This is a genomic window from Chitinophaga sp. 01L420 (assembly GCF_056399985.1).
The window spans coordinates 23,366-48,616 of record NZ_JBFTSK010000011.1 but is presented as its reverse complement, the minus strand read 5'-3'; the positions used below and the strand labels follow the sequence as shown (position 1 = coordinate 48,616).

General features: G+C 46.0%; 22 protein-coding genes. 13 read left to right on the top strand and 9 right to left on the bottom strand.

Going from position 1 to position 25,251, the window contains the following annotated elements:
* Nucleotides 1-170 precede the first annotated feature (170 nt).
* Nucleotides 171-1,559 carry an aminopeptidase P family protein gene (locus AC1DP6_RS13100; RefSeq protein ID WP_477055232.1) on the top strand — a complete coding sequence of 463 codons (1,389 nt, stop codon included), beginning with the start codon at nt 171-173 and terminating at the stop codon, nt 1,557-1,559.
* Between the two features lie 14 nt (nt 1,560-1,573).
* Nucleotides 1,574-2,884, top strand: a complete 1,311-nt coding sequence (locus AC1DP6_RS13095) for a hypothetical protein (RefSeq protein WP_477055231.1) — start codon at nt 1,574-1,576, stop codon at nt 2,882-2,884.
* Nucleotides 2,885-2,907: 23 nt separating this feature from the next.
* On the opposite strand, the gene AC1DP6_RS13090 is transcribed toward AC1DP6_RS13095, so the two are convergent.
* The gene (locus AC1DP6_RS13090; protein WP_477055230.1) at nt 2,908-4,626 is read right to left on the bottom strand and encodes a peptide MFS transporter; all 1,719 of its coding nucleotides are present in this window, start codon (nt 4,624-4,626) and stop codon (nt 2,908-2,910) included.
* Between the two features lie 217 nt (nt 4,627-4,843).
* Between AC1DP6_RS13090 and AC1DP6_RS13085 the strand changes: the two genes are divergently transcribed.
* A complete protein-coding gene (locus AC1DP6_RS13085) occupies nt 4,844-6,187 on the top strand; it encodes a jacalin-like lectin (protein WP_477055229.1) in 1,344 nt (447 codons plus the stop codon).
* 55 nt (nt 6,188-6,242) lie between these two features.
* On the opposite strand, the gene AC1DP6_RS13080 is transcribed toward AC1DP6_RS13085, so the two are convergent.
* Entirely contained in the window at nt 6,243-8,360 is a 2,118-nt protein-coding gene (locus AC1DP6_RS13080) for a chondroitinase-B domain-containing protein (RefSeq protein ID WP_477055228.1), read from the bottom strand.
* A gap of 365 nt (nt 8,361-8,725) precedes the next feature.
* Between AC1DP6_RS13080 and AC1DP6_RS13075 the strand changes: the two genes are divergently transcribed.
* The 8 genes from AC1DP6_RS13075 (at nt 8,726) to AC1DP6_RS13040 (ending at nt 15,410) form a co-directional block, all read left to right on the top strand.
* Entirely contained in the window at nt 8,726-9,556 is an 831-nt protein-coding gene (locus tag AC1DP6_RS13075; RefSeq protein ID WP_477055227.1) for an SDR family NAD(P)-dependent oxidoreductase, read from the top strand.
* A 60-nt stretch (nt 9,557-9,616) separates the two neighbouring features.
* Nucleotides 9,617-10,417: a helix-turn-helix domain-containing protein gene (locus AC1DP6_RS13070; protein ID WP_477055226.1), complete on the top strand. Its 801-nt coding sequence runs from the start codon at nt 9,617-9,619 to the stop codon at nt 10,415-10,417.
* Nucleotides 10,418-10,533: 116 nt separating this feature from the next.
* Nucleotides 10,534-11,307: a hypothetical protein gene (locus AC1DP6_RS13065; protein WP_477055225.1), complete on the top strand. Its 774-nt coding sequence runs from the start codon at nt 10,534-10,536 to the stop codon at nt 11,305-11,307.
* 47 nt (nt 11,308-11,354) lie between these two features.
* Nucleotides 11,355-12,875, top strand: a complete 1,521-nt coding sequence (pdxR, locus tag AC1DP6_RS13060) for a MocR-like pyridoxine biosynthesis transcription factor PdxR (protein ID WP_477055224.1) — start codon at nt 11,355-11,357, stop codon at nt 12,873-12,875.
* Nucleotides 12,876-12,962: 87 nt separating this feature from the next.
* Nucleotides 12,963-13,874, top strand: coding sequence for a haloalkane dehalogenase (locus tag AC1DP6_RS13055; protein ID WP_477055223.1), 912 nt, complete (start codon nt 12,963-12,965; stop codon nt 13,872-13,874).
* A gap of 94 nt (nt 13,875-13,968) precedes the next feature.
* A complete protein-coding gene (locus AC1DP6_RS13050) occupies nt 13,969-14,532 on the top strand; it encodes a Crp/Fnr family transcriptional regulator (RefSeq protein ID WP_477055222.1) in 564 nt (187 codons plus the stop codon).
* Nucleotides 14,533-14,607: 75 nt separating this feature from the next.
* Nucleotides 14,608-15,030: a DUF2147 domain-containing protein gene (locus AC1DP6_RS13045; protein WP_477055221.1), complete on the top strand. Its 423-nt coding sequence runs from the start codon at nt 14,608-14,610 to the stop codon at nt 15,028-15,030.
* Nucleotides 15,027-15,410, top strand: coding sequence for a DUF5360 family protein (locus tag AC1DP6_RS13040; RefSeq protein ID WP_477055220.1), 384 nt, complete (start codon nt 15,027-15,029; stop codon nt 15,408-15,410). Before AC1DP6_RS13045 ends, AC1DP6_RS13040 begins: the two co-directional genes overlap by 4 nt.
* A gap of 242 nt (nt 15,411-15,652) precedes the next feature.
* Here AC1DP6_RS13040 and AC1DP6_RS13035 read toward each other — a convergent pair whose 3' ends face one another.
* From AC1DP6_RS13035 to AC1DP6_RS13025, 3 genes are all read right to left on the bottom strand, one after another.
* Entirely contained in the window at nt 15,653-16,666 is a 1,014-nt protein-coding gene (locus AC1DP6_RS13035; RefSeq protein WP_477055219.1) for a terpene synthase family protein, read from the bottom strand.
* Between the two features lie 86 nt (nt 16,667-16,752).
* Nucleotides 16,753-17,148, bottom strand: a complete 396-nt coding sequence (locus AC1DP6_RS13030) for a barstar family protein (RefSeq protein ID WP_477055218.1) — start codon at nt 17,146-17,148, stop codon at nt 16,753-16,755.
* Nucleotides 17,149-17,279: 131 nt separating this feature from the next.
* Nucleotides 17,280-18,677, bottom strand: a complete 1,398-nt coding sequence (locus tag AC1DP6_RS13025; RefSeq protein ID WP_477055217.1) for a hypothetical protein — start codon at nt 18,675-18,677, stop codon at nt 17,280-17,282.
* A gap of 426 nt (nt 18,678-19,103) precedes the next feature.
* Here AC1DP6_RS13025 and katG point away from each other — a divergent pair, with 426 nt between their 5' ends.
* Nucleotides 19,104-21,380 carry a catalase/peroxidase HPI gene (katG, locus tag AC1DP6_RS13020; RefSeq protein ID WP_477055216.1) on the top strand — a complete coding sequence of 759 codons (2,277 nt, stop codon included), beginning with the start codon at nt 19,104-19,106 and terminating at the stop codon, nt 21,378-21,380.
* 70 nt (nt 21,381-21,450) lie between these two features.
* Here the strand turns inward: katG and AC1DP6_RS13015 are convergent, their stop codons facing one another.
* Nucleotides 21,451-21,867, bottom strand: a complete 417-nt coding sequence (locus AC1DP6_RS13015; RefSeq protein WP_477055215.1) for a pyridoxamine 5'-phosphate oxidase family protein — start codon at nt 21,865-21,867, stop codon at nt 21,451-21,453.
* On the bottom strand, nt 21,864-22,067 hold the full coding sequence (locus AC1DP6_RS13010) for a hypothetical protein (RefSeq protein ID WP_477055214.1): 204 nt from the start codon (nt 22,065-22,067) through the stop codon (nt 21,864-21,866). Before AC1DP6_RS13010 ends, AC1DP6_RS13015 begins: the two co-directional genes overlap by 4 nt.
* On the opposite strand from AC1DP6_RS13010, the gene AC1DP6_RS13005 reads away from it, so the two are divergent.
* Complete coding sequence (locus tag AC1DP6_RS13005) at nt 22,060-22,965, top strand: NmrA family NAD(P)-binding protein (RefSeq protein ID WP_477055213.1); 906 nt, start codon at nt 22,060-22,062, stop codon at nt 22,963-22,965. The genes AC1DP6_RS13010 and AC1DP6_RS13005 overlap by 8 nt on opposite strands.
* A 141-nt stretch (nt 22,966-23,106) precedes the next feature.
* Here the strand turns inward: AC1DP6_RS13005 and AC1DP6_RS13000 are convergent, their stop codons facing one another.
* Together AC1DP6_RS13000 and AC1DP6_RS12995 are read right to left on the bottom strand one after the other, a co-directional pair.
* A complete protein-coding gene (locus AC1DP6_RS13000) occupies nt 23,107-24,150 on the bottom strand; it encodes an SMI1/KNR4 family protein (RefSeq protein ID WP_477055212.1) in 1,044 nt (347 codons plus the stop codon).
* Nucleotides 24,151-24,207: 57 nt separating this feature from the next.
* On the bottom strand, nt 24,208-25,044 hold the full coding sequence (locus AC1DP6_RS12995; RefSeq protein WP_477055211.1) for a hypothetical protein: 837 nt from the start codon (nt 25,042-25,044) through the stop codon (nt 24,208-24,210).
* Nucleotides 25,045-25,251: the final 207 nt, after the last annotated feature.

Sequence of the window (25,251 nt, the reverse complement as noted above, 5' to 3'; positions counted from 1 at the left end):
AAATTTGTACTGACAAAAAGCCGCATTATCGTCAGTGGTAATACGCAACCATTTGTTTCTTTGCAATAATTAACCATCTGTCTGCTCTTTTTAACCCGGTGACTGATAATCAGTGTTTGTTAGTTACTTTTAACCCTATATTATTGGACATTCATTAAAAAAACACTCAGATGTTTTCACCCGAAACATACGCCAAAAGAAGAAACAGGCTGCAATCAGATATAGGCAGCGGAATTATTTTACTGCCCGGTAATGATGACAGCGGCATGAACTACCAGGACAATGTCTATCCATTCCGGCAAGACAGCAGCTTTTTATACTTTGCGGGCATCGACAGGCAAGGACTTACATTTGTTATTGATGTAGATAATAACAGGGAGATATTATTTGGAGATGAACTCACGATAGAGGAAATCATGTGGACCGGTCCAGTGGATTCGCTGGCAGCACAGGCTGCGAGAGCGGGCATCACCGAGATACAGCCCTTATCCCGGCTTTCGGATTTCCTGACCGGCTCTATCAGCAGCAAACAAACAGTCCATTTTCTTTTACCCTACAGAGCCGACAACACCATAAAACTGAGTGCCTGGCTGGGCATACCCGCCAGCATGATACCACAACGCGTATCCCAAAAGCTGATTCACGCCATCATTCGTCAGCGGGCTATTAAAACTACAGAAGAGGTAGAACAAATAGAGATCGCTGTGAACACCACCATCGACATGCAACTGAAAGCGATGGAGCTGGCTGCTGACGGTGTTACCGAAACGGAGATAGCCGGTCGTTTACAAGCCGTAGCAATTGCGGCGGGAGGTAATATATCCTTTCCCGTTATCCTTACTGCCAACGGACAGTTCCTCCATAATCATCCACACCGGACGCCCCTGCAAAACGGACAGTTGGTATTATGTGACTGCGGTGCGGAAAATGAAATGCGCTATGCCGGAGATCTTACCCGCACCCATCCTGTCAATAAAAAATTCACGACCGCCCAAAGAGAAATTTACGACATTGTGTATCATGCCTACAAAGCCGCGGCAGATGCTGTAAAACCAGGTATACGTTATAAAGACGTACACCTGCTGGCCTGCGAACAACTGGCGGAAGGACTGATTGCACTGGGGCTGATGAAGGGCAATGCCAAAGAAGCGGTAGCTGCCGGCGCACATACGCTGTTCTTCCCCTGCGGTTTGGGACATATGCTGGGACTGGATATTCATGACATGGAAAACCTCGGAGAGCAATATGTAGGTTATACAGATGCATTGCAGAAAAGTACGGTGTTCGGATTAAAATCTTTGCGCCTTGGACGTGAGCTGGAAGAAGGCTTCGTATTGACGATCGAACCTGGTATCTATTTTAATCCTTTGCTGACAGAGTCCTGGCAGGCAGTAGGTAAATGTGCTTCTTTTATCAACTATGAGAAATTAGCGCCTTATGCTAATTTCGGGGGCGTACGACTGGAAGATAATTTCCTGATAACGGCCGATGGCAGCCGCCTCCTGGGTCGCCCTTTTGCCAGAACCGCCACTGAAATTGAAAACCTGATCGCTTTATAAATATCCTGTTACACATGAGCAACAAACTACTGTTAGTATCCTTTTTATTTTTGCTCGCCTGCAATGCCGGCAAAAATGAAGATACCGGAAATAACAAATTAAATCTCCTGGCAGAAAAATATGTGCGGCTCGGATTAAATATCGGTCAATATGATCCCGACTTTGTAGATGCTTATTATGGCCCGGATTCCTTAAAGCCGGTTGCAAAGCTGGTGGCCAGCTTCCCGAAAGATAGCTTCCTGCTGGCAGTGGATGCATTAAAGGCATCACTGCAACAGCTTTCTGGTGAAACCAAAGACGACACTATCCGCATCAGGGCTAACTGGATCACGAAACAACTCACGGCTTTCAGCAGGCGCATAAAAATATTTTCCGGCGAATACGGTTCTTTCGATACGGAATCAAAGGAATTGTTTGATGCAACTGCACCCAGCTACCCGGAGAAATATTATCAGTCGCTGGTGGCGAAGCTGGATAGCCTGCTCCCTGGTAAAGGCCCCGTACAGGACCGTTTTCAGCAACTGGCCAATCGCTTCATCATTCCGAAAGCCAAACGGGACACCGTTTTTAAAGCTGCTATTGCAGAAGCCCGCAAACGCACCTTACAACATTATGCATTACCATCAACAGAAAACTTTACCCTGGAATATGTTGCCGGTAAACCCTGGATGGGCTACAACTGGTACAAGGGAAATTATGTGAGCCTGATTCAGATCAGCGCGGACCTGAATATCTTCATCGAAAAAGCAATAGACCTGGCCTGTCATGAAGGATATCCCGGGCATCATGTATACAATATGATGCTGGAAAAAAATCTTTATCACGATAAAGGCTGGGTGGAAATTTCACTCTATCCTTTATTCAGCCCTCAGTCGCTTATTGCGGAAGGCAGTGCTAACTACGGAATAGAAATCGCTTTCCCCGGAGATGAAAAAAATACGTTTACCAAAAACGTCTTATTGCCACTCGCGGGATTGGATACTACCGGCTTAGACACCTATTTCAATGCGCTGGCAATAAAAGGAGCGCTTAACTATGCCCGCAATGAAGTAGGCAGAGGCTTACTGAACGGCAGCATGTCCGATTCTACGGCTGTACACTGGCTGCTGGACTATACGTTATTGAACCAGGAAGCAGCAGCGAAAGGGTTACTGTTTATTAAGAAAAACCGTAGCTATGTCATCAACTACAATTATGGACAGGACCTGATCAAAAACTATATCTCCGCCAGCGCCAATGGTGATCAGCAAAAGAGATGGGAAAGCTTTGGCCACTTGCTCAGCAACGAAATTACGCCGACCGACCTGAAAGGGAATCAGCCATAATTATTCTTCAAAACGCTGTCTGCTTACTTACGGGCAACCGTCATGGCAGACAGCCGTTTTGAAATCAGCAACAGCAACACGCCTGCCGCCCCCACCATAATTACAAAAAGCAGGAAGAAGTCATACGCATCGCGGATGATATACCCTCCAAAACTAATCGTCCTCCCAGCTTCAGGGTACAGGGTACTTAATACACCCGCAAACTTGTTAGCCGCCGCAGTAGCCAGGAACCATACCGCCATCAGTAAAGAAGAGAATTTCAGCGGTGATAATTTATTGACAAGTGAAAGCCCTATTGGCGACAAACAAAGCTCTCCAAAGGAATGCAACGCATACATTCCGGTAATCCAGATAATACTTACTTTGGTACCGGGTGCTACTGCATTCACCCCAAATGCAATCCATAAATATCCCAACGACAACAATAACAAGCCTATAGCCATCTTCACCGGTGCGGAAGGCTCATATTTTCCCAGCCGGGGCCACAGCCAGGCAAAGAACGGTGCAAACAAAACGATATAAATGGAGCCCAGGGAAAGAAACAGACTGGGGGGTATTTCATGCAGCGACAACACACTTTCATGCTGCAGGAGAAAATATGCATTCACCCCAACAATGCCCCCCAGGAAGAGGAATAATAGTCCATATACCGTATTACGCAACAGATGATCGGCAGCGGATGCAAGCTGTCTTCCAGCTTTCCGGAACAATAGGTATAACCCATACACTAAAAAAACAGATACCAACTGAATGCTCCATACCGGTATTTGCCAGCCCAGTTGCCGGTTGGTTTGTTCATCTGCAAAAAATGTCAGTGAAGCACCTGCCTGTTCAAAAGCAGCCCAGAAGAATATCACAAAAAAGGAAATGATAAAAATTAATTTGATCCGCTGTTTTTCTGCCGGCGTGAGCGATTTATCTCTGAAAATAATTACGGCAATCAGCAATACTGCTGCCAGCAACAAATAAGACAGGTAATTGACTACTTCTGCATCCAGGTAGAGTAACCCGATCATCAAAAAGGTGCTCAGCAACAACCCGGTGATAACAATAAGCGGCTGCAATAGCTTAACCGGTGCGCCTTCCGGGATCAGGCCCAGCACATTTCCGTTGGGATCTTTCACATACCGGTGATGAAATACTACCTGTACCACCACGCTGATAATCATGCTGATGCCACCTGCCAGGAAAGCCCATTTGAAATCTGCCGGGGTGCCGGTATCACCGGTAAGTCCGCAGATGATAGGCCCCAACGCTCCGCCGGTATTAATGCCCATGTAAAAAATGGTATAGGCGGTGTCTTTCCTTTTATCTCCATCTACATATAACTGCCCTACCAGGGAAGATATATTGGGTTTGAAGAAACCGTTGCCGGAAATCATAAAACCAAGACCACAAAAGAACAGTAACAGCGAAACAGAGGAATAACTATGAAATAAGGAGGCACTCACGAAGAGGATCAACTCCCCTATGGCCATCACGATACCACCGGTAATGATGGAACGCCGGTTCCCCCAGTAACGATCGGCGATATAGCCCCCCAGTAATGGTGTGAGGTAAATAAGCCCCGTATAGCTCCCGTACAGGTTGGCGGCAAACACTTTACTGAATAACAACGCTTTGGTCATAAACAGGATCAGTACTGCACGCATTCCGTAGTAGTTGAACCGTTCCCACATTTCGGTGACAAACAATATATAAAGACCTTTGGGATGAGATAACGGCCGGGAAGCATCAGGCATAGGAATTTTTTTTCAGTACCAGGTTAAATCGGGGCACCGTATCAAATATGCCTTTCTTTAGCAGATATCTGTTTGCAGTAATTAACAGAATATGCGTTCATTTTAACTTTATCCGGTTCCCATATCAACTATCAGGGGTATACGGGGATTTTCACGGGTATAAGCCATGGCGGTACTCGTTATATTTGTTACAACTATCACTGCAAAGCCCTAGTTTATGACAACTCCCAACATTCCCTCAAAAAGTGTAAATGCCTGGATTTACCTGAATGAAGATGAACCCAAGGGCACAGGCTACACCTCCTTAAACAGCAGTTACCAGTCACTGGTCAACAACAACGTTTATAAAAATACGGATATGGTGATGATCTGTTTCTTCGCCGTATTACTAAACGAACAAGGATATTACACGATCGACATCGGCAATGCGGGTACCGTTCACCCGGATGGTTCCACCACCGCCCAATACCTGCAATATACCATACAGGATGCCCGTGCACAAAATCCGGATGTGAAGTTATTGGCTACGATCAACTACAACACCAATACCCTTTCCCAGATTTTTTCATCCGACTCCAGTCAGTGGCAGACGGAAGCCGCGAACTTTGCGACCAATGCCACTAACTTCCTGGTCACCAATCAGATGAACGGCATCGATATCGACTGGGAAGGAAGTTTTTCTGTCGCCATCACCGCCCAGCAATTCAGTATTCTTTTCAATGCGATCCGGCAGGCCTTCAATGCCAACAACGGCTCTTACCTGTACCTGAGCCTTTCACCGGCATCAGTAGGCAACCTGGACGTAGCAACCATGAACAGTTGCTTTGATATCGTGAACCTCCAGCTGTATTCCGGCTTCACGTCTGTCAGCTCATTTGTTGACATAGGCATCAATCCATTGCTGATGGCCTACGGCGCTAAGTTCGAATCCAATTACCAGAATGCCAACAACGCATATGATCAGGCCAGCAAAGGATTTAAATACAAAAACCAGCAATACATCTATAATAATATCACCCAGTGGCGGTTGAATTCAAATAACTATGAGTTTGAGCAGGGACAACAGATATTGCTGTACGAGCTGGCTTACGGCATTCCCGGTGTTTCCTTTAACGATGGTACCATTGTGAGTAACGCTGGTAACCCAGCTATTACGAATCTTAGCATCAACAGTGGAGAAGTGCTGGATGCATTGCAGGCCACCAACACCTGGACCACCAATGGTACACAAAACATATTGGGCCTGTTGCAACATGGCGGGAACGGTGGACACAACCAGACGATCAACCTGGCTCCCGGTGAACTGATCACGGAAGTATCTGGCTACAGCGGTATCTGGTTTGGTTGGGAGATCATTGCACAGCTATCCTTTAAAACCAGTTTAGGAAATGTACACGGCCCTTTCGGCACTATGAATAATGTTTCTTCTTCTATTGCTTTTAATTTCACGGCTCCTTCAGGCCAGAGTATTGTCGCCTTCAACGGCGAAACGGTGCAGTTACCGGTTGCCGGTGGCGGTACTACGATGGTCATCTCTTCCCTCACAGTAAGCTACGGATAAGCAAAACAAAGGCGCGATTAATCGCGCCTTTATTTTTTTTTATGATGTGGATGGATTACAATTTCTGTATTTTTCTTACACTCATTTTTCCGTTATAAGTCAGCGACAGTATATAGGTGCCTGTTGGTTTATTGCCGGCATCAAACGGGAAATTATAAACGCCTGCCTCTAAACGTTGTGAAGTGATTAATGCTTTTACCCTTTTACCATTGATGTCATATACATCGAGACTCACCATACCTGCTTTTTTCAGTTTGAAGCTGATGCTGGCGTGGTCATTAAACGGATTGGGGTAACTGTTTAATGCAAAGGGATCTTCTGCCACCGGTGTAACACTCATCTTCGCTGTTGCCAGCGCGCTGCCGCCTGTTTGTATCCTTACTTCCGTATAGCTGTTCCATGTATTTACACTGTTGCCATGACCCACTATACGTACGTATCTCCCGTTTTTAGGTGTGAATGAAAACGTTTGCAGGTTAAGTGAAGTGCCGCCGCTCACCAGGCCAGCTGCTGCGGTGGTCCAGTTAACAGTATCATTACCTACCAATACATCAAATGTAGAGGTGCGTACATTACCACTTAAAAAGGCGATCTGTACACCTGATACCACCATGGTATCATTCAAGCAGAATTGTATCCATTGTCCGTTGCCGTTGGCAGACCAGCGGGTATTCAGGTCTCCGTCCAGTACATTCGCCGGTACATTGCCATCATCGCTGCTTGCAATTACAGGCTGACAGGCTGCTGTGGGGTCACTGGCAAAAGGCCCCACCATGGCAGGTGTGAGTATACGGGCAATAACAGGAGCGGTGGAAACTTCATCGGCCCCTTTATCCAGCGGGGAATTGCGTGGCTGTCCGTCCATGTCGGTGGTAACCGCCGTATAAGACCCGGTGCCTGCATTGATAGCAGGGCTTCCGGCCTGCAGGTGGAAAGTGCCGGTGCTATCTCTTGCCAGCAATGGATTAGCCGTAGTATATCCACTACTGGGCATACTACCGGCGCCATTGGTATTATAGAGCAAATTCCCTGACCATACACCTCCTGTATAAGGTCCTGCAATAGAAGCTGCCGGGCCACCACCCTGGATCACATTATTGACCACCGTTTGTGCAGTAGCGCCCAGTCCATTTGTGCGACCGCTCTGCACTATGTTCCCGGTGTTATTCACAAGGGTATTATACGCTATCAGTGTACGATCCGGACGATCATGTACTGTCAGCGCATCGCCGTTTGCCACCTCTCCATCACCATTACCGATGTTGATAGCAGGATTACAATTTTCAAAATGATTGCTGAAAATGTTGTGATCATCTCCGAAAATGCGGATGCCCGGTGTGTTAATAAAATAGTTACCATATACGTCGCAGTGATTACCATGTCTCAGGGTTAACTGGGCAGGGCAATTCCGGATGGTATTATAACGAATTGTAACAGCGGATGATTTAACAGAYAGCAACTCATTCTCACCCGCACAATCTTCAAAAAGATTATACTCAACAATACTATTGGAGGAAGAGAGACTAAAACCACTCAACCCGAACTGGAATGTTTCCGCGCCGTTTTCTGTTTGCGGCTGTTGATCCAGGAAGTAGTTATGATGGATATGCAGGCGTTGTGAAATCTGGCTGCCACTGCCGCGCACCGCGATAAATCGTCCCAAGGCGTTTTTATGCTGAAAGGTATTATGATCTATCTCCTGATCATTTCCATATATCAACAGGTTTTCTCCTGCGCCGGGATTCTGGAAAACATTGCAGGTCCACCTGCAAAAACTGGTACCGGTGGCCATAGTAGCCTGGGAGGCATTGTGCGTAAATTTGAATCCCCGGATGATAATATATTTTGCGGGACTCAGAATACTAAAACCGGCAGTACCTTTTATTTCCGCTCCGCCTATGGTTTGTGCAGCAATGGTAATGGGTTGCGCTGCAGTCCCCTGTTTACTGATCGTCACATCTGTGGATGCGGTATATACACCATTGGCAAGAATGATGATGTCACCCGCCACCGCGTTGTTGATCGCTGTTTGCAAAGCTGATAAAGAAGATACATTAATAGTAGCAGCAGAAAGTCTTACCGCTGCCGTAAGGCATAACATACAAAAAATAGTTCGTTTCATCATGCGGCGCATCTGCAGCCCGCACAACAGGGAGTAGTTTTTCCGACTCATTTTGATCGATTTAGAAGGTGATTTTGATTGAAATTGACATACACTTTTTTCATATGGAATTCGTAACATCAACGGGGAATATAGCAGGTAACACAGGATCCTTCTATTGCGCAATACATATATCATCATCAGGTCTTACTCATGGCATTTACGCCTGACCTTTCTCTAAAATAAGTATTTTATTTGAAAATGCAATCGTTTGCATAAATTTTATAAATCACTGCTGATTACCCGCAGTGGGGTCTTCGCCCCGTGATAAGGACTACCCTCAACACATGCACGTTTCAACAAAGTAATTTGAACGTTTTAACAAAATGGCCGTATCAGATTGAGCCGACCTTTGATAAACACTAACTTATAAATGAATGGCTAAAGTTTGGTTTATTACCGGCAGTTCCCGCGGATTGGGAAGAAGTCTGACTACGGCAGTATTAGCCAATGGCGACTTCGTAGCCGCCACCGCCCGGCATCCAGAGCAATTAAAAGATCTGGTTGAAAAGTATCCCGATCACATTTATCCGTTAACGTTAGATGTCACCAACCCCGCAGCGATCATTGCAGCAGTTGAAAATACGATGGAGAAATTTGGCCGGATAGATGTGTTGGTAAATAATGCCGGCTTTGGCATCCTGGGCGCTGCAGAGGCTTACAGCGGGGAACAGGTGCGCAACCAGCTGGAAACAAATTTGTATGCGCCCATCGCCATCACCCGGGCCATATTACCTTACATGCGCCGGCAACGTTCCGGCAGGATCTTACAAATCAGCTCCATAGGTGGCCGGGTGGGTGGTCCTGCCCTGAGCATCTACCAGGCAGCAAAATTCGGTTTGAGTGGCTTTAGCGAAGCGCTGGCGAAAGAGGTGAAGCCACTGGGCATACTGGTAACCAGTATTGAGCCCGGCGGTTTCCGTACCGAAGTATTTAGTTCCATGAGCTGCGCCCCCACCATAGAAGGCTATGAAAGCACCGTTGGCATGCGGATAGAGCAGTTTAAAAGCAGTAACTTTATCCTGGCGGGCGACCCTGACAAGGCCGCAAAGGTAATGATCACCCTGGTGAACCATCCGGAACCGCCGGTACACCTGCTACTGGGAAGTGACGCCATCAACAGGATAAAACAAGCCAGTACTGCCACAAACGAAGAAATGGAAAAATGGCTGCCGGTAAGTACATCCACGGATGCCGCCATACCATAGATTTTACGCAAACGGAAACGGGTAAACGTTTTCGGACGCAACGCAATAATAAATGTAAGGATGCCACCACTCAATAGAAAGCCATCATCCATCGCCTATTCCTGCTACACTACCAGCAGCAGGGCGGGAGAACAATTTATACCTGAGTTTGCATTCAGCTACCAGGAATCAGGCACAATGATCATGAATGATGGCAGCCAGGAATATATTTTTAAGCCCGGCGACTTTAGGTTCGGCAGGCGGAACCAGCTGATGAAATTCAATAAACTACCGCCGGATGGAGGGGAATTCCGCTCGATATCCGTTCACTTCGACCAACCCTTTTTACGGAACTTCAGTATGGAAGCCGGGTATACGTCTGAAAAGCATGTCCCCGGCAACGCGGTCTTCTGCCTGAAACAAGATCCTTTGTATAAAAACTATTTTGATTCCCTGTTGCCATACATGCCGCTGAATGGCGAAGCGGATGCACCCCTGATTACCGTGAAACTGAAAGAAGCCATCCTGCTGCTGCTAAAAGTAAACCCCGAAATGAAAAACATCCTGTTCAATTTCAGTGAGCCCGGGAAAATAGACCTGGAGGCTTTTATGAACAGGAATTTCCATTTTAATGTAGACCTTAACCGGTTTGCTTACCTGACCGGCAGAAGCCTCGGCACCTTCAAACGGGATTTTGAAAAGCTGTTCCACTCCACTCCCAGCCGCTGGCTACAACAACGAAGGTTACAGGAAGCCTATTATCTTATTAAGGAACAAGGCAAAACCCCTTCCGATATTTACCTGGACCTGGGTTTTGAAGACCTCTCCCATTTTTCATTTGCTTTTAAAAAGCAATATGGGGCTGCGCCTACAAAAATTTAAAGTACAACCCCGTTTTACATCCCCCGCTTTTTCATAGGAGTTGGCAGACAAACGTTTGTGCTGATTTTGACAATTATTTTGTATATATTCGTCTTAATCAGAAGACAAAATACTATATGAAAGGATACGCTTTATTACTGCTTTTACTTGCGTCATTTTCCGGATTTGCCCAGAACACGATTAATAACTACAAGTACGTGCTGGTACCGGAAAAATTCAATTTCTCCAGAGAAGAAAACCAGTATGGGTTAAACACCCTGGCCAAATCACTGCTGGAAGAAAAAGGATTTACCGTTTATTTTGACAATTCGGAAGTACCAAAAGAACTGGCCGGCAACAGATGTAATGCTTTGAATACTGAAGTAGTGCAGAAAAAAGGACTGTTTGTAACTAATCTTACTGTTATACTCAAGGACTGCCAGGGTAATATCATTTTTAAAAGTAAAGAAGGTAAAAGCAGGGAGAAAGAATTTGCAACTTCCTACAATCTTGCTTTGAGAGATGCCTTTACGTCACTGAATGATGTACCGTATGCTTATAATGGCACCATCAATGAGAAGCCACAACAAGTGGCCCCTGCTGCTGCAACTGGTGTTGTCACTGCTACTGCTACCGTTGCTCCTGCACCTTCTCCTGTCGCCACACCGGTGGTAGCAGAAGTAAAGGAAGCTGCCGGAACATTATACGCCCAGGCAACCCCCAATGGATATCAGTTAATTGATACCGCACCAAAAATAGTTTTAACCTTACTGAAAACTTCAGCTCCCGATTATTTTATTGCCGATAACGCAACATCTCATGGAATAGTGCTGAAGAAAGGCGGAGAATGGCATTTTGAATACTATAAAGATGCTAAGCTGATCTCTGAAAAACTGTTGATTAAGTTCTAACGATTACTGAATTAATGTTCATATAAAGAGCCTTCAAGTCTAACGATTTGAAGGCTTTTATTTTCTTCCTGTATATTCACCTCATCACAGCAGAAAATATGACCAAAGCATCTTCCGTTATCATGCCGGCAGGCATACAAATTTCCAGGGAATCCGCTGTCCCTCTGTACATGCAACTATACCAGCAGATCAAGGAACTGATTGCGTCCAAACAACTACGACCGGGCAACCGCATTCCTTCCAGCAGAGTCCTCGCTGCGGAACTGAACGTATCGCGTGTCATCGTGAGCCAGTGCTTTGAATATCTTATCATGGAAGGATATCTGGAAGGCAAAACCGGCTCCGGCACCTTTGTGGCCCAGGTACAACCAGRGCAGTTATTACAGGTGAACAGGTCTTCCGCAAACAATCCACCTGCTTTAAAAACAACACCACCACCAGCCGAAAAAAAATCAGGCAGCCGCATTATAGCCCAGCCTTTCCAGATAGGCATGCCTTCCCTGGACCGTTTCCCGTATCATACCTGGCAGAAGATCGGCAACAATGTATTAAGGGACCTGAAAAATTATCATCTGGGATATGAAGACACCCTCGGACTATGGGAACTCCGTAAAGAGATTGCCGTCTACCTCAGACTGGCCCGGGGCGTTACCTGTGAAGCCGCACAGGTAATGGTGGTGACGGGCTCACAACAAGGACTCAACCTGGTAGTGCAGACATTATTACAACCCGGCGATAAAGCCTGGATGGAAGATCCCGGTTATCATGGCGCCCGCCTTGCATTTAAACATGCCCATATCACCGCCTGCCCGGTTCCGGTACAGGAAGATGGCCTGGATGTCAGTTATGCCATGGAGCATTATCCTAACGCTAAACTGGCCTATGTAACGCCCTCCCATCAATTCCCAACCGGGTATACCCTCTCACCGGAAAAGAAAAAGCGGTTGCTGGAATGGGCTGCCACCAATAACAGCTGGATACTGGAAGATGATTACGACAGCGAATACCGTTACGAAGGAACGCCCCTGCCTTGTTTGCAGGGAGCCGATAATGCTGGCAGAGTAATCTATGCCGGCACCTTCAGCAAGGTATTGTTCCCGGGATTGAGACTGGCTTACCTGGTACTCCCTTCTGCCGAACTGGTCAGCAGGTTCAAAAAAATAAAAGAAAATACAGACCGCCAGTCCCCCGCTATGGAACAGTATCTGCTATACCATTTCATGGAAGGAGGTCATTTCCTGCGCCATATCCGTAAAATGCGGTTGCTCTATGCAGAACGCCAGCAACTGCTCATTCAACTCATTCATGCCAAACTAGGTGATTACCTGGAGGTGCACAATACACCTTCCGGCATGCATCTCCTTTGTTGGTTAAAAGAAGGTATCGATCTAACGAAACTAAAACAGGAAATCAAATTACAGGCATTGAGTGCTGCCTTTGTAGAAAATTTCTCCACTACCCATCATTTGCCACCGGCCATTTTGTTAGGCTTCACGGCTTATTCCGGATACAAGCTTAAAACAGGTGTTGAAAAACTGGCCACCTGCCTGCAGCGTGCTACACAATAAATTACAGGTGGTCTTAGTGAAATGGTGAAAATGGTCTTAATCAGTTATCGCCAAGGAAAGTAGTTTTGTTTCATAAATAAAAAATCGATGAAAACAACTACTCCTGAAGTGGCTGAAACTACTATCAGCAACACTGATCATCTGCCCCGTAAAACCGTGATGGCACTGGATACCGAAATCAGCTACATTGACGCCGGTGAGGGCGAACCTGTAGTGTTTCTGCACGGCAACCCCACCTCCTCTTATCTGTGGCGCAATATTATTCCCTGGCTGAGCAAATACCGTCGTTGTCTGGCTCCCGACCTGGCAGGCATGGGAAAATCCGGCAAATCACCGGAGCAACGCTACCAGTTTACGGACCATGCCGCCTACCTCGATGCGTGGTTTGAAGCAGTAGGATTAAAACAAAATATGATACTGGTATTACATGACTGGGGCTCTGCGCTAGGCTTTCACCGCGCTTTTCGTTATCCTGAGCAAATCAAAGGCATTGCCTACATGGAAGCCATTGTACAGCCAAGACGCTGGGAAGACTTCCCTGCCGGCAGGGATGCTATTTTCCGCGCATTGCTATCAGATAAAGGAGAAGAGATGATTATGAAACATAATTTTTTCATCGAAACGGTACTGCCCAAAAGCATCCTCCGTAAACTGGATGAAGTGGAAATGGAGGCATATCGGGCGCCCTTCCGGACGGAGGCAGACAGACTGCCCACACTGATCTTCCCTCGTTCACTCCCTATCGATGGATCGCCTGCAGACATCGCCCTCATCGTGGAGCAATATGGAAAATGGATGGCAGAAAATAGACTACCGAAATTATTAATCTCCGCAGAGCCAGGAGCATTGCTGGTTGGCAGGGCATTGGATTTTTGCCGCACCTGGCATAACCAGCGGGAAGTAACGGTGAAAGGTATTCACTATATACAGGAAGACTCACCCGCAGAAATTGGCGTAGCGCTCAGAGAGTTTGTCTTGCATGATTGCGCCACCAGATAAAAGAGCGGGCTGACTCAAAAATAAAAATCCGGTCAGCCCTTTGTTATGAATTAAAAACCTGGAATCAGTATCTTGTCAACTTTTAAAAAACAACATGCAACGTTTAATCGCCACGTTGGAAGCGCTCACTCCTCTGCCCCCATCACTGATTGCCTTTCTGCCGGAAATTGTTTTTTCGGCCAACCATCCCAAAGGTACCCTGCTTGCTGAACAAGGGGAACCCTGCCGGCATATCTACTTCATTGAAAAAGGATTGCTGAGGGGCTGCTATCAACATGGCTCAAAAGATATCACCACCTGGTTTGCACGTGAGCAGGACATGGTTACTTCGATGTCGGCCTTTCTAACAGGCCAACCTGCTATTGAAAACATCGAAGTGCTGGAAGATGCCAGCGTAAAAGGTATCAGCTACGATCACCTGCAGTTGCTATATCAGCGTTTCCCGGAATTCAACATAGTAGGAAGACTGCTTTCCGAAAAATATTATATAGAACTGGAAACACGTACACTATCGTTGCAGTACCATTCTGCCCGGGAAAGATATTTGAAACTGCTGAATGAACAACCCTATATACTGCAAAAGGTGGCCCTCGGACAAGTTGCCTCTTATCTTGGTATGTCACAGGAAACATTAAGCCGTATCCGCAAGAACCTGTAATGGCTTTTCTTTTTTGACTTTTATCAAATTTCTATCTGCTGCGCAGGCCCTAGCTTTGTGTCGAAAATATTGATGATGCAAAAGAAATGGCGACTCACCTTCCTCCTGCTTCAGCTGAGTATTTACGTCCAGGCACAACAAAAGATCCTGGGCAAATGGCGCTCAGAAGATAAGGCAGGCATTACGGAAATATATATGGAGCATGGAAAGTATCTGGGAAAACTGGTATGGCTGAAGCTTCCCAATGATGCGAATGGCCATCCCTATACAGATTCAGAAAACCCTGATAAAAGTAAAAGATTACAGCCACTGATAAACCTGGTTATACTGAAAGACTTCAGCTATAAAGATGATATATGGAAAGATGGCAGCATCTACGATCCTGAAAAAGGAAAGCTATATAAATGCATCATGTGGCTGGAAGATGACAACACCCTGATGGTTCGTGGATACTGGGGACTTTTTCACCAAACACAAACCTGGACAAGAGCGCTATGAAACAGCTCCGGTATTTCTTCCTGCTGACAGACCTTGGCTTTATCGCCTATTGGTTGATTACTATTTTGCATCTCCTTCCCGCCGAATATTTATACAACAATTACCAGTCGCCTGTAATGGTTAGCTGGAACTGGTCATTTTTTCCACTGGATATGCTCATTTCCGGCAGTGGACTTTTGAGCATAGCCCTGTATCAGAAAAATAACAGGGACTGGAAAAAATGGGCACTTGTTTCTCTTATATTGACAAGCGTTTCAGGACTGCAGGCGATTTCTTATTGGGCGCTGTCAGGGGAATTTGATCTTACCTGGTGGCTGCCCAATTTATTGCTGCTATGCTATCCCTTCTTCTTTCTGCCAAAGCTGTTTAGAACACTATAGGAGCACACTGACGTTCCCTTTTTCGTAACGATGCCGCCCTCAGCTATCCAGCTTTTTTGCGGGAAAATTCCAATGCTTTGGTTGATAACGAATCCAGCTTATCCATTTTCTTTACGAGAAACTGCGGCGAACAGAAAAGCCTTTTGGAACACTCGGGATGCCTATAAGAATACCATGGAATACCTGATAAAACGTAGCCCTCTTTATAAAAAATAATTAAAAAGGAAGTTCAAGCGCATACGTTAGGTTTTCCACTTAAACTCGTTGCTTTTGTACTCTCCTTCTACATAGCCTCCTGGCACATAGCGGTGTTTGTCGTTCGTGTGCCAGGAGTATACTCCCTGCAGTAAAATACCAAGTGTAAATACAAAATCTTTCGCCAGCTCCTGCCACTCCCCAAACTCTGGCAGGTTATCATACAGCAACATAAACTCTTTCTTGTACTGGTCATGAAAGTCTAATGCCATCATGTAGGCTTCTTCCCAGGAAACGGAATGTTCCTGCTTCATCACTTTCACTATATTTATCACATCGCCTTTACGGTTTATTTCTTTTGGCAGCGAAATAAAATCATTGTGACAACCAATCATTCTCGCCACCAGCGCATACATGCGCACCAACATGGGATGATCAAGTACCATATCCGGCAGCTCTCTGAAGTTTTTCTGCATACACACGTAGCGGCAAAAGGGTAATGCGCCGCTGGTATCTTCCCGAATGATCGTATAAATGGGAAGCGGCGGAGGCACATTGGCTGCCATATATAGTTTCTCCTGCCTGTAGCCAATCAGCACCCCATCTGTGGTAGCAATGAACTTATTATACAAACGGGTGGGCATCCCGCATTTAATGGCATCCTGCCGGAGTAGATAAAACTGGTGGTATATCCCCAGGTCTGTTGGCTCCGCTTTCTCTTCTCCTGATAATATAGCCATCACCCTTTCCCGGATGGCCTGCATTTCATCGCCGCTGCAATGATCAAAATAATCATCCATCATGGCGCCATGCACGGCATATCGGGTAATAGGATACAATTCTTCCAGCGTGAGATATGGGAATGCACGTGCAGGAATATCGCTGAGTACATGCGATTTATGCATTTCCCTTGCTGCTGCAGAATGGAAGGTATAATCCGTATCAATCCAATTGTAATAGTCTTCTCTTAAGCGCATCAACAAAGGATTTTTCAGATCCCGAAAAGGATATTCCGGCAGGGGCAACTGTGGCAGCTTCTTAATAAATTCCTGATCCGACATATACTTTTTTTTATGTTTGGACAAGTCGATGATCAGGTAAAATTAGTTCCCCGCACTGCTATTAAAATGTGGTAGGCTATGTTCGATCAATGAATGGGCTGTAACGTAATATTTGGATGCTCCGCAATGATGTCCAGCAGTATGTCGAAATAGGTCTGCCCCTCTCCTTTATTCAGCGCATCCAGCTTTTCGCGGAAGTGTTCCTTATCAAAGGGTGAGCCTGGCAGGAGTTTCTCTTCGTAATATTGTTTGGTGGCCTCATAACCCAGGGCCTGCCTGCTTTTTTCCATCTGCTTCCATACCAGGATGACAGGTTCGTTACTTTCAATAGCCCCAAATCCGCCGTAAAGAAGGTCATTAAAGGCGTCCAGGCTATTGCCCAGTGTCCAGTCTTCACCAGTCATAAATACACGGTTTAATTCCCCATAAAACGACGGTATATCGCTGATCAGGTTTCCATCAATGACAATTTGTTTTTCCATGGCGGGTTTTATTTTATAAAGATAGGGAAACAAAAATAGCGGAGGGGATTGGCGGAAACGGAAAGCGTGACACCTTCTTTCGAACGTATCACGCTTTCTGATTCTATATCAGATAAATAGTCTGGTATGGTTTAGTGCCAGAACCGGCTGTTGCTATTATGTCTTCTGAATTTTCTGATGGCTTCGAAATTCATTCTCAGCTTCTTGTTCTGGTCAGAAGATTTCGCCGCTTCAAATGCGCCTACTGATTTAAATGCCATTACCATGTCGTAGTCCATGGCTACCTGACCGGAGTCAAATGGAACATTGCCATAATTATTCCGGAACCACAGGTTCCACTTAGGGCTGCCTGGCGTATAAACGAATAAGGTATCATTCGGGAAGGGACCAGGTAACAGGAAGGAGTTAAATGAATCCTGCGCAGGGCTATGGCAACTCATACAGGAAGACAGTGCCAGGTTTTTATATTCCTTACCCGTATTAATATCGTAGGCTACCTGGGCAACAGCACCATCATTCGGGCCGCTTAACCGGCCGCCCCAACCCAGCGTTTCCCGGCTATATTCCGGCGCTAACGGATTAATAACGGTTTCCTGCAGCTTACGATTGGGTTCTAACGTACTGTTTATGCCCGGGTCATTGCCCCACATGGCTCCCAGCGGTACCATCTTTCCCCATGGCGTTGTAGCAGGCTTGTACCTGTCATATACAAAGGTGGAATATACCCATCCGGTTTCAGGAGAGGTAGCGCTATCCTTTACAATGATATCCATCTGGAAAAAGCTGACGGTACGCATCTGGTATCCAGGTCTGGGATCCGCTTTTGTTGGAATGGTATCAAACACGTGGAAGGTTTGCGCACCATCCATAGGAGCCCAGTCCGGGCCGTTGATATTTGAAAAAGCCAGCTTTACGACCACACTACCTTCTTTAAATTGTGTGGCATCGTTCATCAGGTTAACTTTCTGACCGGTTTTACCCCAGATTTGTCCAACCGTGTAGGCAGCAGTGGAATCGTATAAAACAAGCGCGTATCCGGCTTCATCTTCTTTTAAGGTCTTGAACATATTGGCGGGGTTGCCGTTGCCTAAATAGGCTCCCAGGATGGCTTCCCGCTGAGTTCCCAGCCAGGGTTCATTAAACCAGCCGTATTTTGCGGATGTCCAGGAGGTGTTGTTGGTAAAGAACGGGATTACACGGGGAGCGATGTAGCTCTTCAATGAATCCATGTAAGCAAATACATTCGAAGCGGAAATGGGCTGCCCGTTTAATGCACGACGCCAGGGAGGATCTACAACAGGTGTTACTGTTGTAGGGTAATCATGGCTGAGTACAAATAAAGAATCGGGGTACTGTTGTGCCGAGGGAACGGAATCCCGGTGGTTCAGAAATGCGCCATCCGTGACAGATACCTTCAGCTCAGATTTTGCATCGGTGTCTGTTTTGTTGTTGCTGGCACAGTTGTATGCTAATACAACTATAACAGATAAGGTAAATAGAACACCGGTAACGCTGTGTGTTTTCTTCATAGCATGTAGAATTTTGGTTAAAACGATTTGTGAAGTGGAATTAAAAAAGTTATTTTGAGAATGGGGGAATTCACACGATTGCTTATCAGATTCGTTTCAAAACGATACATAAATATATCGAAAAAAATAAATCATCTTCATTTTTAATCCATAAAATAGCTAATAATTACAAGAGACCACTCAAACAGCGTATCCTTTGAAAGGTGTGAACCCTTAGATAGGCAGCTTACCTAACTATTCGAAAAAGCCATATGATGGTGGGCAGCAAGAGCCCCGGTTTATAACAGCAGAACCACCTAATAGATTTTAACTATTGAAACATAGAAATTAATTGATTGTGATTATTACTTCAATACCATAACTTTATAATTCTGCACAAATACCAGGTGCAAGCATGTGTTCATTTCGTACCCTAAACATTCAAAAATGGAGAAAGAATTAAACGACATCAGTAAATGCCCGTTTCATAATGGCACTATGAAGCACAACGTTGGCGGTGGCGGCACCAGGAACCATAACTGGTGGCCCAACCAGTTAAAGCTGAGTATCCTGCGTCAGCACTCATCCTTATCAGACCCTATGGGTGAAGATTTTAACTATGCCGAAGCTTTCAAAAGCCTCGACCTGGAAGCAGTAAAAAAGGACCTCCATGCACTCATGACCGACTCGCAGGAATGGTGGCCGGCAGACTTTGGACATTATGGTCCCCTGTTCATCCGCATGGCCTGGCACAGTGCAGGCACCTATCGCGTAGGTGATGGCCGTGGTGGAGCAGGCGCAGGACAGCAACGTTTTGCCCCGCTGAACAGCTGGCCCGATAACGTGAGTCTCGACAAAGCCCGCAGACTACTCTGGCCTATCAAACAGAAATATGGCCGCAAAATTTCTTGGGCAGATTTGCTGATCCTTACCGGTAACATAGCACTGGAGTCCATGGGCTTTAAAACCTTCGGGTTTGCCGGCGGACGTGAAGATGTATGGGAACCGGATGAAGCAGTATACTGGGGCACAGAAACAACCTGGCTCGGTGGCGACCTGCGTTATGCGCATGGCTCCCCCGGCGTAGACGAAAAACATGGTGTAACGGTATCCGATGATGATGCCAATGGTGATATCCACTCCCGCAACCTGGAAAAACCGCTTGCTGCGGTGCAGATGGGATTGATCTATGTAAATCCCGAAGGTCCTGATGGTAATCCCGACCCGATTGCCGCCGCTAAAGACATCAGGGATACCTTTGGCCGCATGGCCATGAACGATGAGGAAACAGTAGCCCTGATAGCAGGCGGACATAGCTTTGGTAAAACCCATGGCGCCGCTCCTGCCACTCACGTAGGCAAAGAACCCGAAGCCACTGACATGGAAGCGCAGGGCCTGGGCTGGAAAAACAGCTATGGCTCCGGTAAAGGTGCAGATACCATTACCAGCGGCCTGGAAGTAATATGGACGAAAACGCCCACTCAATGGAGCAATAACTTCTTCGAAAACCTGTTTGCTTTTGAATGGCAACTTTCTAAAAGTCCTGCCGGCGCACACCAATGGGTAGCCAAAAATGCAGAGGCCATTATTCCTGATGCATATGATAGTTCCAAGAAGCATGTACCCACCATGCTGACGACAGATCTCTCATTAAGACTGGATCCGGCTTACGAAAAAATCTCCAGGCGCTTTCTGGAAAACCCAGATCAGTTTGCAGATGCCTTTTCCCGGGCATGGTTTAAATTAACACACCGTGATATGGGCCCCCGTGCACGTTACCTGGGTCCGGATGTACCGGCAGAAGAACTGCTCTGGCAAGATCCTATTCCTGCAGTTAACCATGCATTGATAGACGAAAATGATATTACTGCCCTAAAGGCAAAAGTATTGGCATCAGGCTTGAGCGTTTCAGAACTGGTGACTACCGCCTGGGCCTCCGCTTCCACCTTCCGTGGTTCAGACAAACGCGGTGGCGCCAATGGTGCCCGCATTCGTTTGGCGCCACAGAAATACTGGCAGGTAAACAATCCACCGCAACTGCAAAAAGTGCTGGATAAATTAGAAGGCATTCAAAAAGAATTTAATGGTGCACAGTCTGGTGGTAAAAAAGTTTCTCTGGCAGATTTGATTGTATTAGCGGGTACTGCTGCTGTTGAAAAAGCAGCGAAAGATGCCGGCAATGCCATCACCGTTCCTTTCACAGCCGGTCGCATGGATGCTTCCCAGGAACAAACCGATGTAGAATCCATAGGCTTCCTCGAACCATTTGCCGACGGCTTCCGCAACTATCGCAGATCAAAACCATCAGTATCAACAGAAGAGTTGCTGCTCGATAAAGCACAGTTACTCACACTTACTCCTCCTGAATTAACCGTACTGGTAGGTGGTATGCGTGCTTTGGACACCAACTTTGATCATTCCGCAAATGGCATCCTCACTAAACGTCCTGGCCAGTTAACCAATGACTTCTTCGTAACGCTGCTCGACATGAACATTGCCTGGACTCCTGTTGGAACAGACAAAGAAGTATATGCAGGCGTAAACCGGACTACCAATGAACCCATTGGGAATGCCACGCGTGCAGACCTTGTATTTGGTGCAAACTCTGAACTGAGAGCTATCGCTGAAGTTTATGGCAGCGCCGATGCGCAGGAAAAATTTGTGAAAGACTTTGTGGCTGCCTGGAGTAAAGTGATGAATTTAGACAGGTTTGATTTAGCCTGATGCATAATTTAATGAATAACATAATAGAGAGCCTCCGTTTACCGGAGGCTTTTTTTGGGCAATACCCTGTTTAAAAGAGCTGTTCCTCGACTCTTGGTGGGGAATTAAAATCCGCATACCGGATCCACTTTGGTTCTACTACAAAGTAAGCAATGTCTTTCATGTTCTCTTTGCGTTCTCTGCCTTCCGGGAAAACCCTGAAATACGTTTCCAGCAACTCATCCAATTCATCAGCATGGGGGATCCTTGCTCTTCCTTCGTACTGGATTGTCCTTTCTTCTTTCCATCCAATGACGAAAGCGATAGAAGGATTCTTCATTAAATTATGATACTTTCTGGACGTAGCTGATGTATCAAAAATTATTCTGAGATCCGCCGTAACAGCAATACCTACCAACGCGGCCTCCGCCTGATGGTCCGCTGTAACAGTAGATAATACGGCATATTCATTTCCAGCAATGAAATCGTAAAGGAATTTCGTTGTCATATTTCTACGGGGTTTAATGCAATACCAATAAAAATCCTGCTGCCACCTGGCCTTATAAAGATACACATAAAGGTGGTGTTGCTGAAACTACCCATCACTGCCCTTCTCCGGCTTTTGGCTACAACAAAGCCTGTTCTGGATACATCTGTTTTGTCGCTGCAATGGATCTTTGCATCAACAAACAAACAGTATATGAACATCGTACTTACAGGCTCATTAGGAAATATTGGAAAACCGCTTGCACAGGACCTGGTGCAAAAAGGACATGCGGTTACCGTTATCAGCAGCAAAACCGAAAGACAAGAAGACATCGAAGCATTGGGCGCAAAAGCCGCCATCGGCAGCATGGAGGATGCTGATTTTCTATCTGCCACGTTCAAAGGCGCAGATATCGTTTATGTGATGGAAACACTGGACGCCGCCGGCGGTTTCTTTGATCAAAATATTGACTTCATAGGAACAATCAGCCAGATTGGCCTTAACTACAAACAAGCGATCCAGAAGTCAGGTGTAAAGCGTGTGATACATCTCAGCAGTGTTGGTGCACACATGGCTAAAGGGAATGGAATTCTTGCTTTTCACTACAATGTAGAAACCATTCTCCAACAACTACCTGCCGATGTTTCCATTAAATTCATGCGTCCTGTTGGTTTCTACACCAATATGTTTGGGTTGATACGAAACATTAAAGCAAAAGGCGCCATCGTACAAAATTATGGAGGCGACAACAAAGAACCCTGGGTGTCTCCTTTAGATATTGCGGCAGTGATCGCGGAAGAAGTGGAAAAACCTTTCGAAGGCCGGACGATTCGTTACATCGCGAGCGATGAATTCTCTCCCAACGAAGCGGCGTGTCTGTTGGGCGAAGCCATCGGAAAACCGGATCTGCAATGGGAGGTCATTCCGGATGAAGAATTATTGAATGGCTGGTTAGCGGCAGGCATGAACCAGCAGGTTGCCAAAGGTTTTATGGAAATGCAGGCCCGCATGGGAGACGGCGTGTTGTATGAGGATTACTACAGCAATAAACCAACATTGGGAAAAGTGAAACTGGTCGATTTTGTAAAAGAGTTTGCTGCGATGTATCATCAGCAATAAAATAGCCATCTTTCTCATTAAAAATCAATACCAATAAGGAACCAGGATGTATTACAGCACCTGGTTCCTTATTGGTTTAATATATTATGGGAACTACAATTGCGGATGAACATTCGTTTTCATTTTTATTTCAGTCATCTCTTAAATGCTTGTGATTTTCTTAAGAAAATCCATAAAGCTGCCGGCAAATTCTTCAAACTCCCAATGCCCCATACCATGCCGGCTAAACAGTATCGGCGCATCACCATTACTGACCATTGACAGATCCAGGCAATAAGGATCTCCTCCATCATCTGCAATGACTAACAGGTGCGGAGGCCAATCCTGTATGACCTGGCTGGTGACGGGATTAAAAGCATATCCCTGTTGACGTACTATTAATTCCTGCGCTCCGTAAAGATGCAACCCCTGTTCAATATGGCCACCATCGAGCATTACATGCAACGGTGAAAAATCTCTCAGGAATAATGCATACACTTCGGGCAAGGTCCATTTTTCATTAATGTGCCCCAGGTCATTTTCATTGGCGATGACCAGCAGGTTGCTGGGATTAGCCTTATCGTATTGCTCTTTGCGATATTTCGCCAGTTGTTTTTCAAGTTTTGCGGCCAGCATTTCCAGCGGTGTTACGGGCTGCTGTAAGGCCGGATGTGTTGCGGGATCCGTATACCCAACACCCGATGGATACCCTTCTTCCTGCCACTTCAATAGCGCAGGAAGCGGCAATTGCTCGGCCTTCCAATAACCGGGATCACCTGGAAGATCACTGTCGCATTTTTGTTCACTATGTACCGATAAGCATTTGATGGCATTTGCACGCACCTCCAATTTCACTTCATCACTCATGGCCATTGTCACCAGTAAGGGATAAGCTTCCTTACCGGCTGTTTTCAGGTATCCGTTGACCGCCCAGTAGGACAGGTCAGGAACGGTCAGCGCCCATTGGAAAAATGCGGCGTAAGCCTCCTCTCCTTCCTGCACCAATCCGATAATGTCTGTCATCAGGAAGTTGCGCCAATGCAGGAGTTTGCCTTCCCTGGCATAACGTATAAATGCCTGTATTACCGCCTCCCGCTCTGGTTCGCCAAAATTCTTTATCAGCTTGTCTTTAAGACGGGAAAACTTTGTCCCGTCTGTTTCTTCGGACAACTTATGCTCCAGTTCTTCTCTTTTGTTCATCTTCATACTGAAAAATTCTTCATTAAAAAATGTGGCCAACAGAGATGACCTTACGCGCAACTGCTAGAATAAACTACCCTGTACTACTGCCGGCGGCATTGTTGGCTGAAACAACCCAACAATTGTAAACGGCTGCCTGGAACTCGCATGTGCATTTTGTGTAGTACCCAGGAAGAAATAAAGATCCGTATTCCTGGCATATTCCTGCTGGTATTTCTTTTTCACCTCGTTGATGGCTTTCTGTTCTTTTTCAATACCGCCACCCTTTTTCAGGCTTTTCCAATACAGGGAGGCCAGTTCCCAATCTTCTACCGGGAGTGTGATCTCTTCGTTTTTATCATCCATAAAACGGAAAGAAAATTGATAAGGCAGCTTTTTCATTACCGCAAAAGGATCCTCCGGCTGCTCATATACGTTACCGTTTTCTTTCTCTTCCTGTAATTTTTCCAACCGGACGCTATTCCATTCCCGTTCCGTTTCTTCCACTACAAAACCCAGTATCCGTGTGGGTTTGAATACCACCAGTGACGTATAAAATGCTTCGTGTTTGGCTTCCATCATTAACGTGGACAGGTTGCGGTATACACTCTTCAGCACCATGGCTTTCCGTTCGCTCCAATGATCTTCCGTACCCAGATGTCCTGTCTTTTTTACCGGAGCATCCACCACTACCCGTCTAAAACTTTCCAGCCTGAAGTCACGGGTGTTACGCACAAGATCCAGCTCCACCCAGTCGTATAACTGATATTGCTCTTCGTATGTTTTTTTTGAAAACGGGATGGGGTATATCCTGATAAAGGTTCCATCTTCTCTGACACCGGCGATGCTAACCTGCTCATCATAATGGGAAGATACGGTGGGGTAACTTTTAACAGTGATCAAAACTTTCGTCAAGGGCATGCGCAAGATGTTTTATAAAATATAAGTGCCGTATTAATTTTCTGTAAAATATCAGGCAAAACTAGGTTAATCATTGAAAATAAAAAAGTTRGCAATCATACCGGCAGCATTTTCCATGGCTGTTTTATCTCCTGGTAATTTACCATATAGATTTTCTCCACTCCCCGATCGAAACATTCTATGTGTATTATTCCACCTAATTTGTGT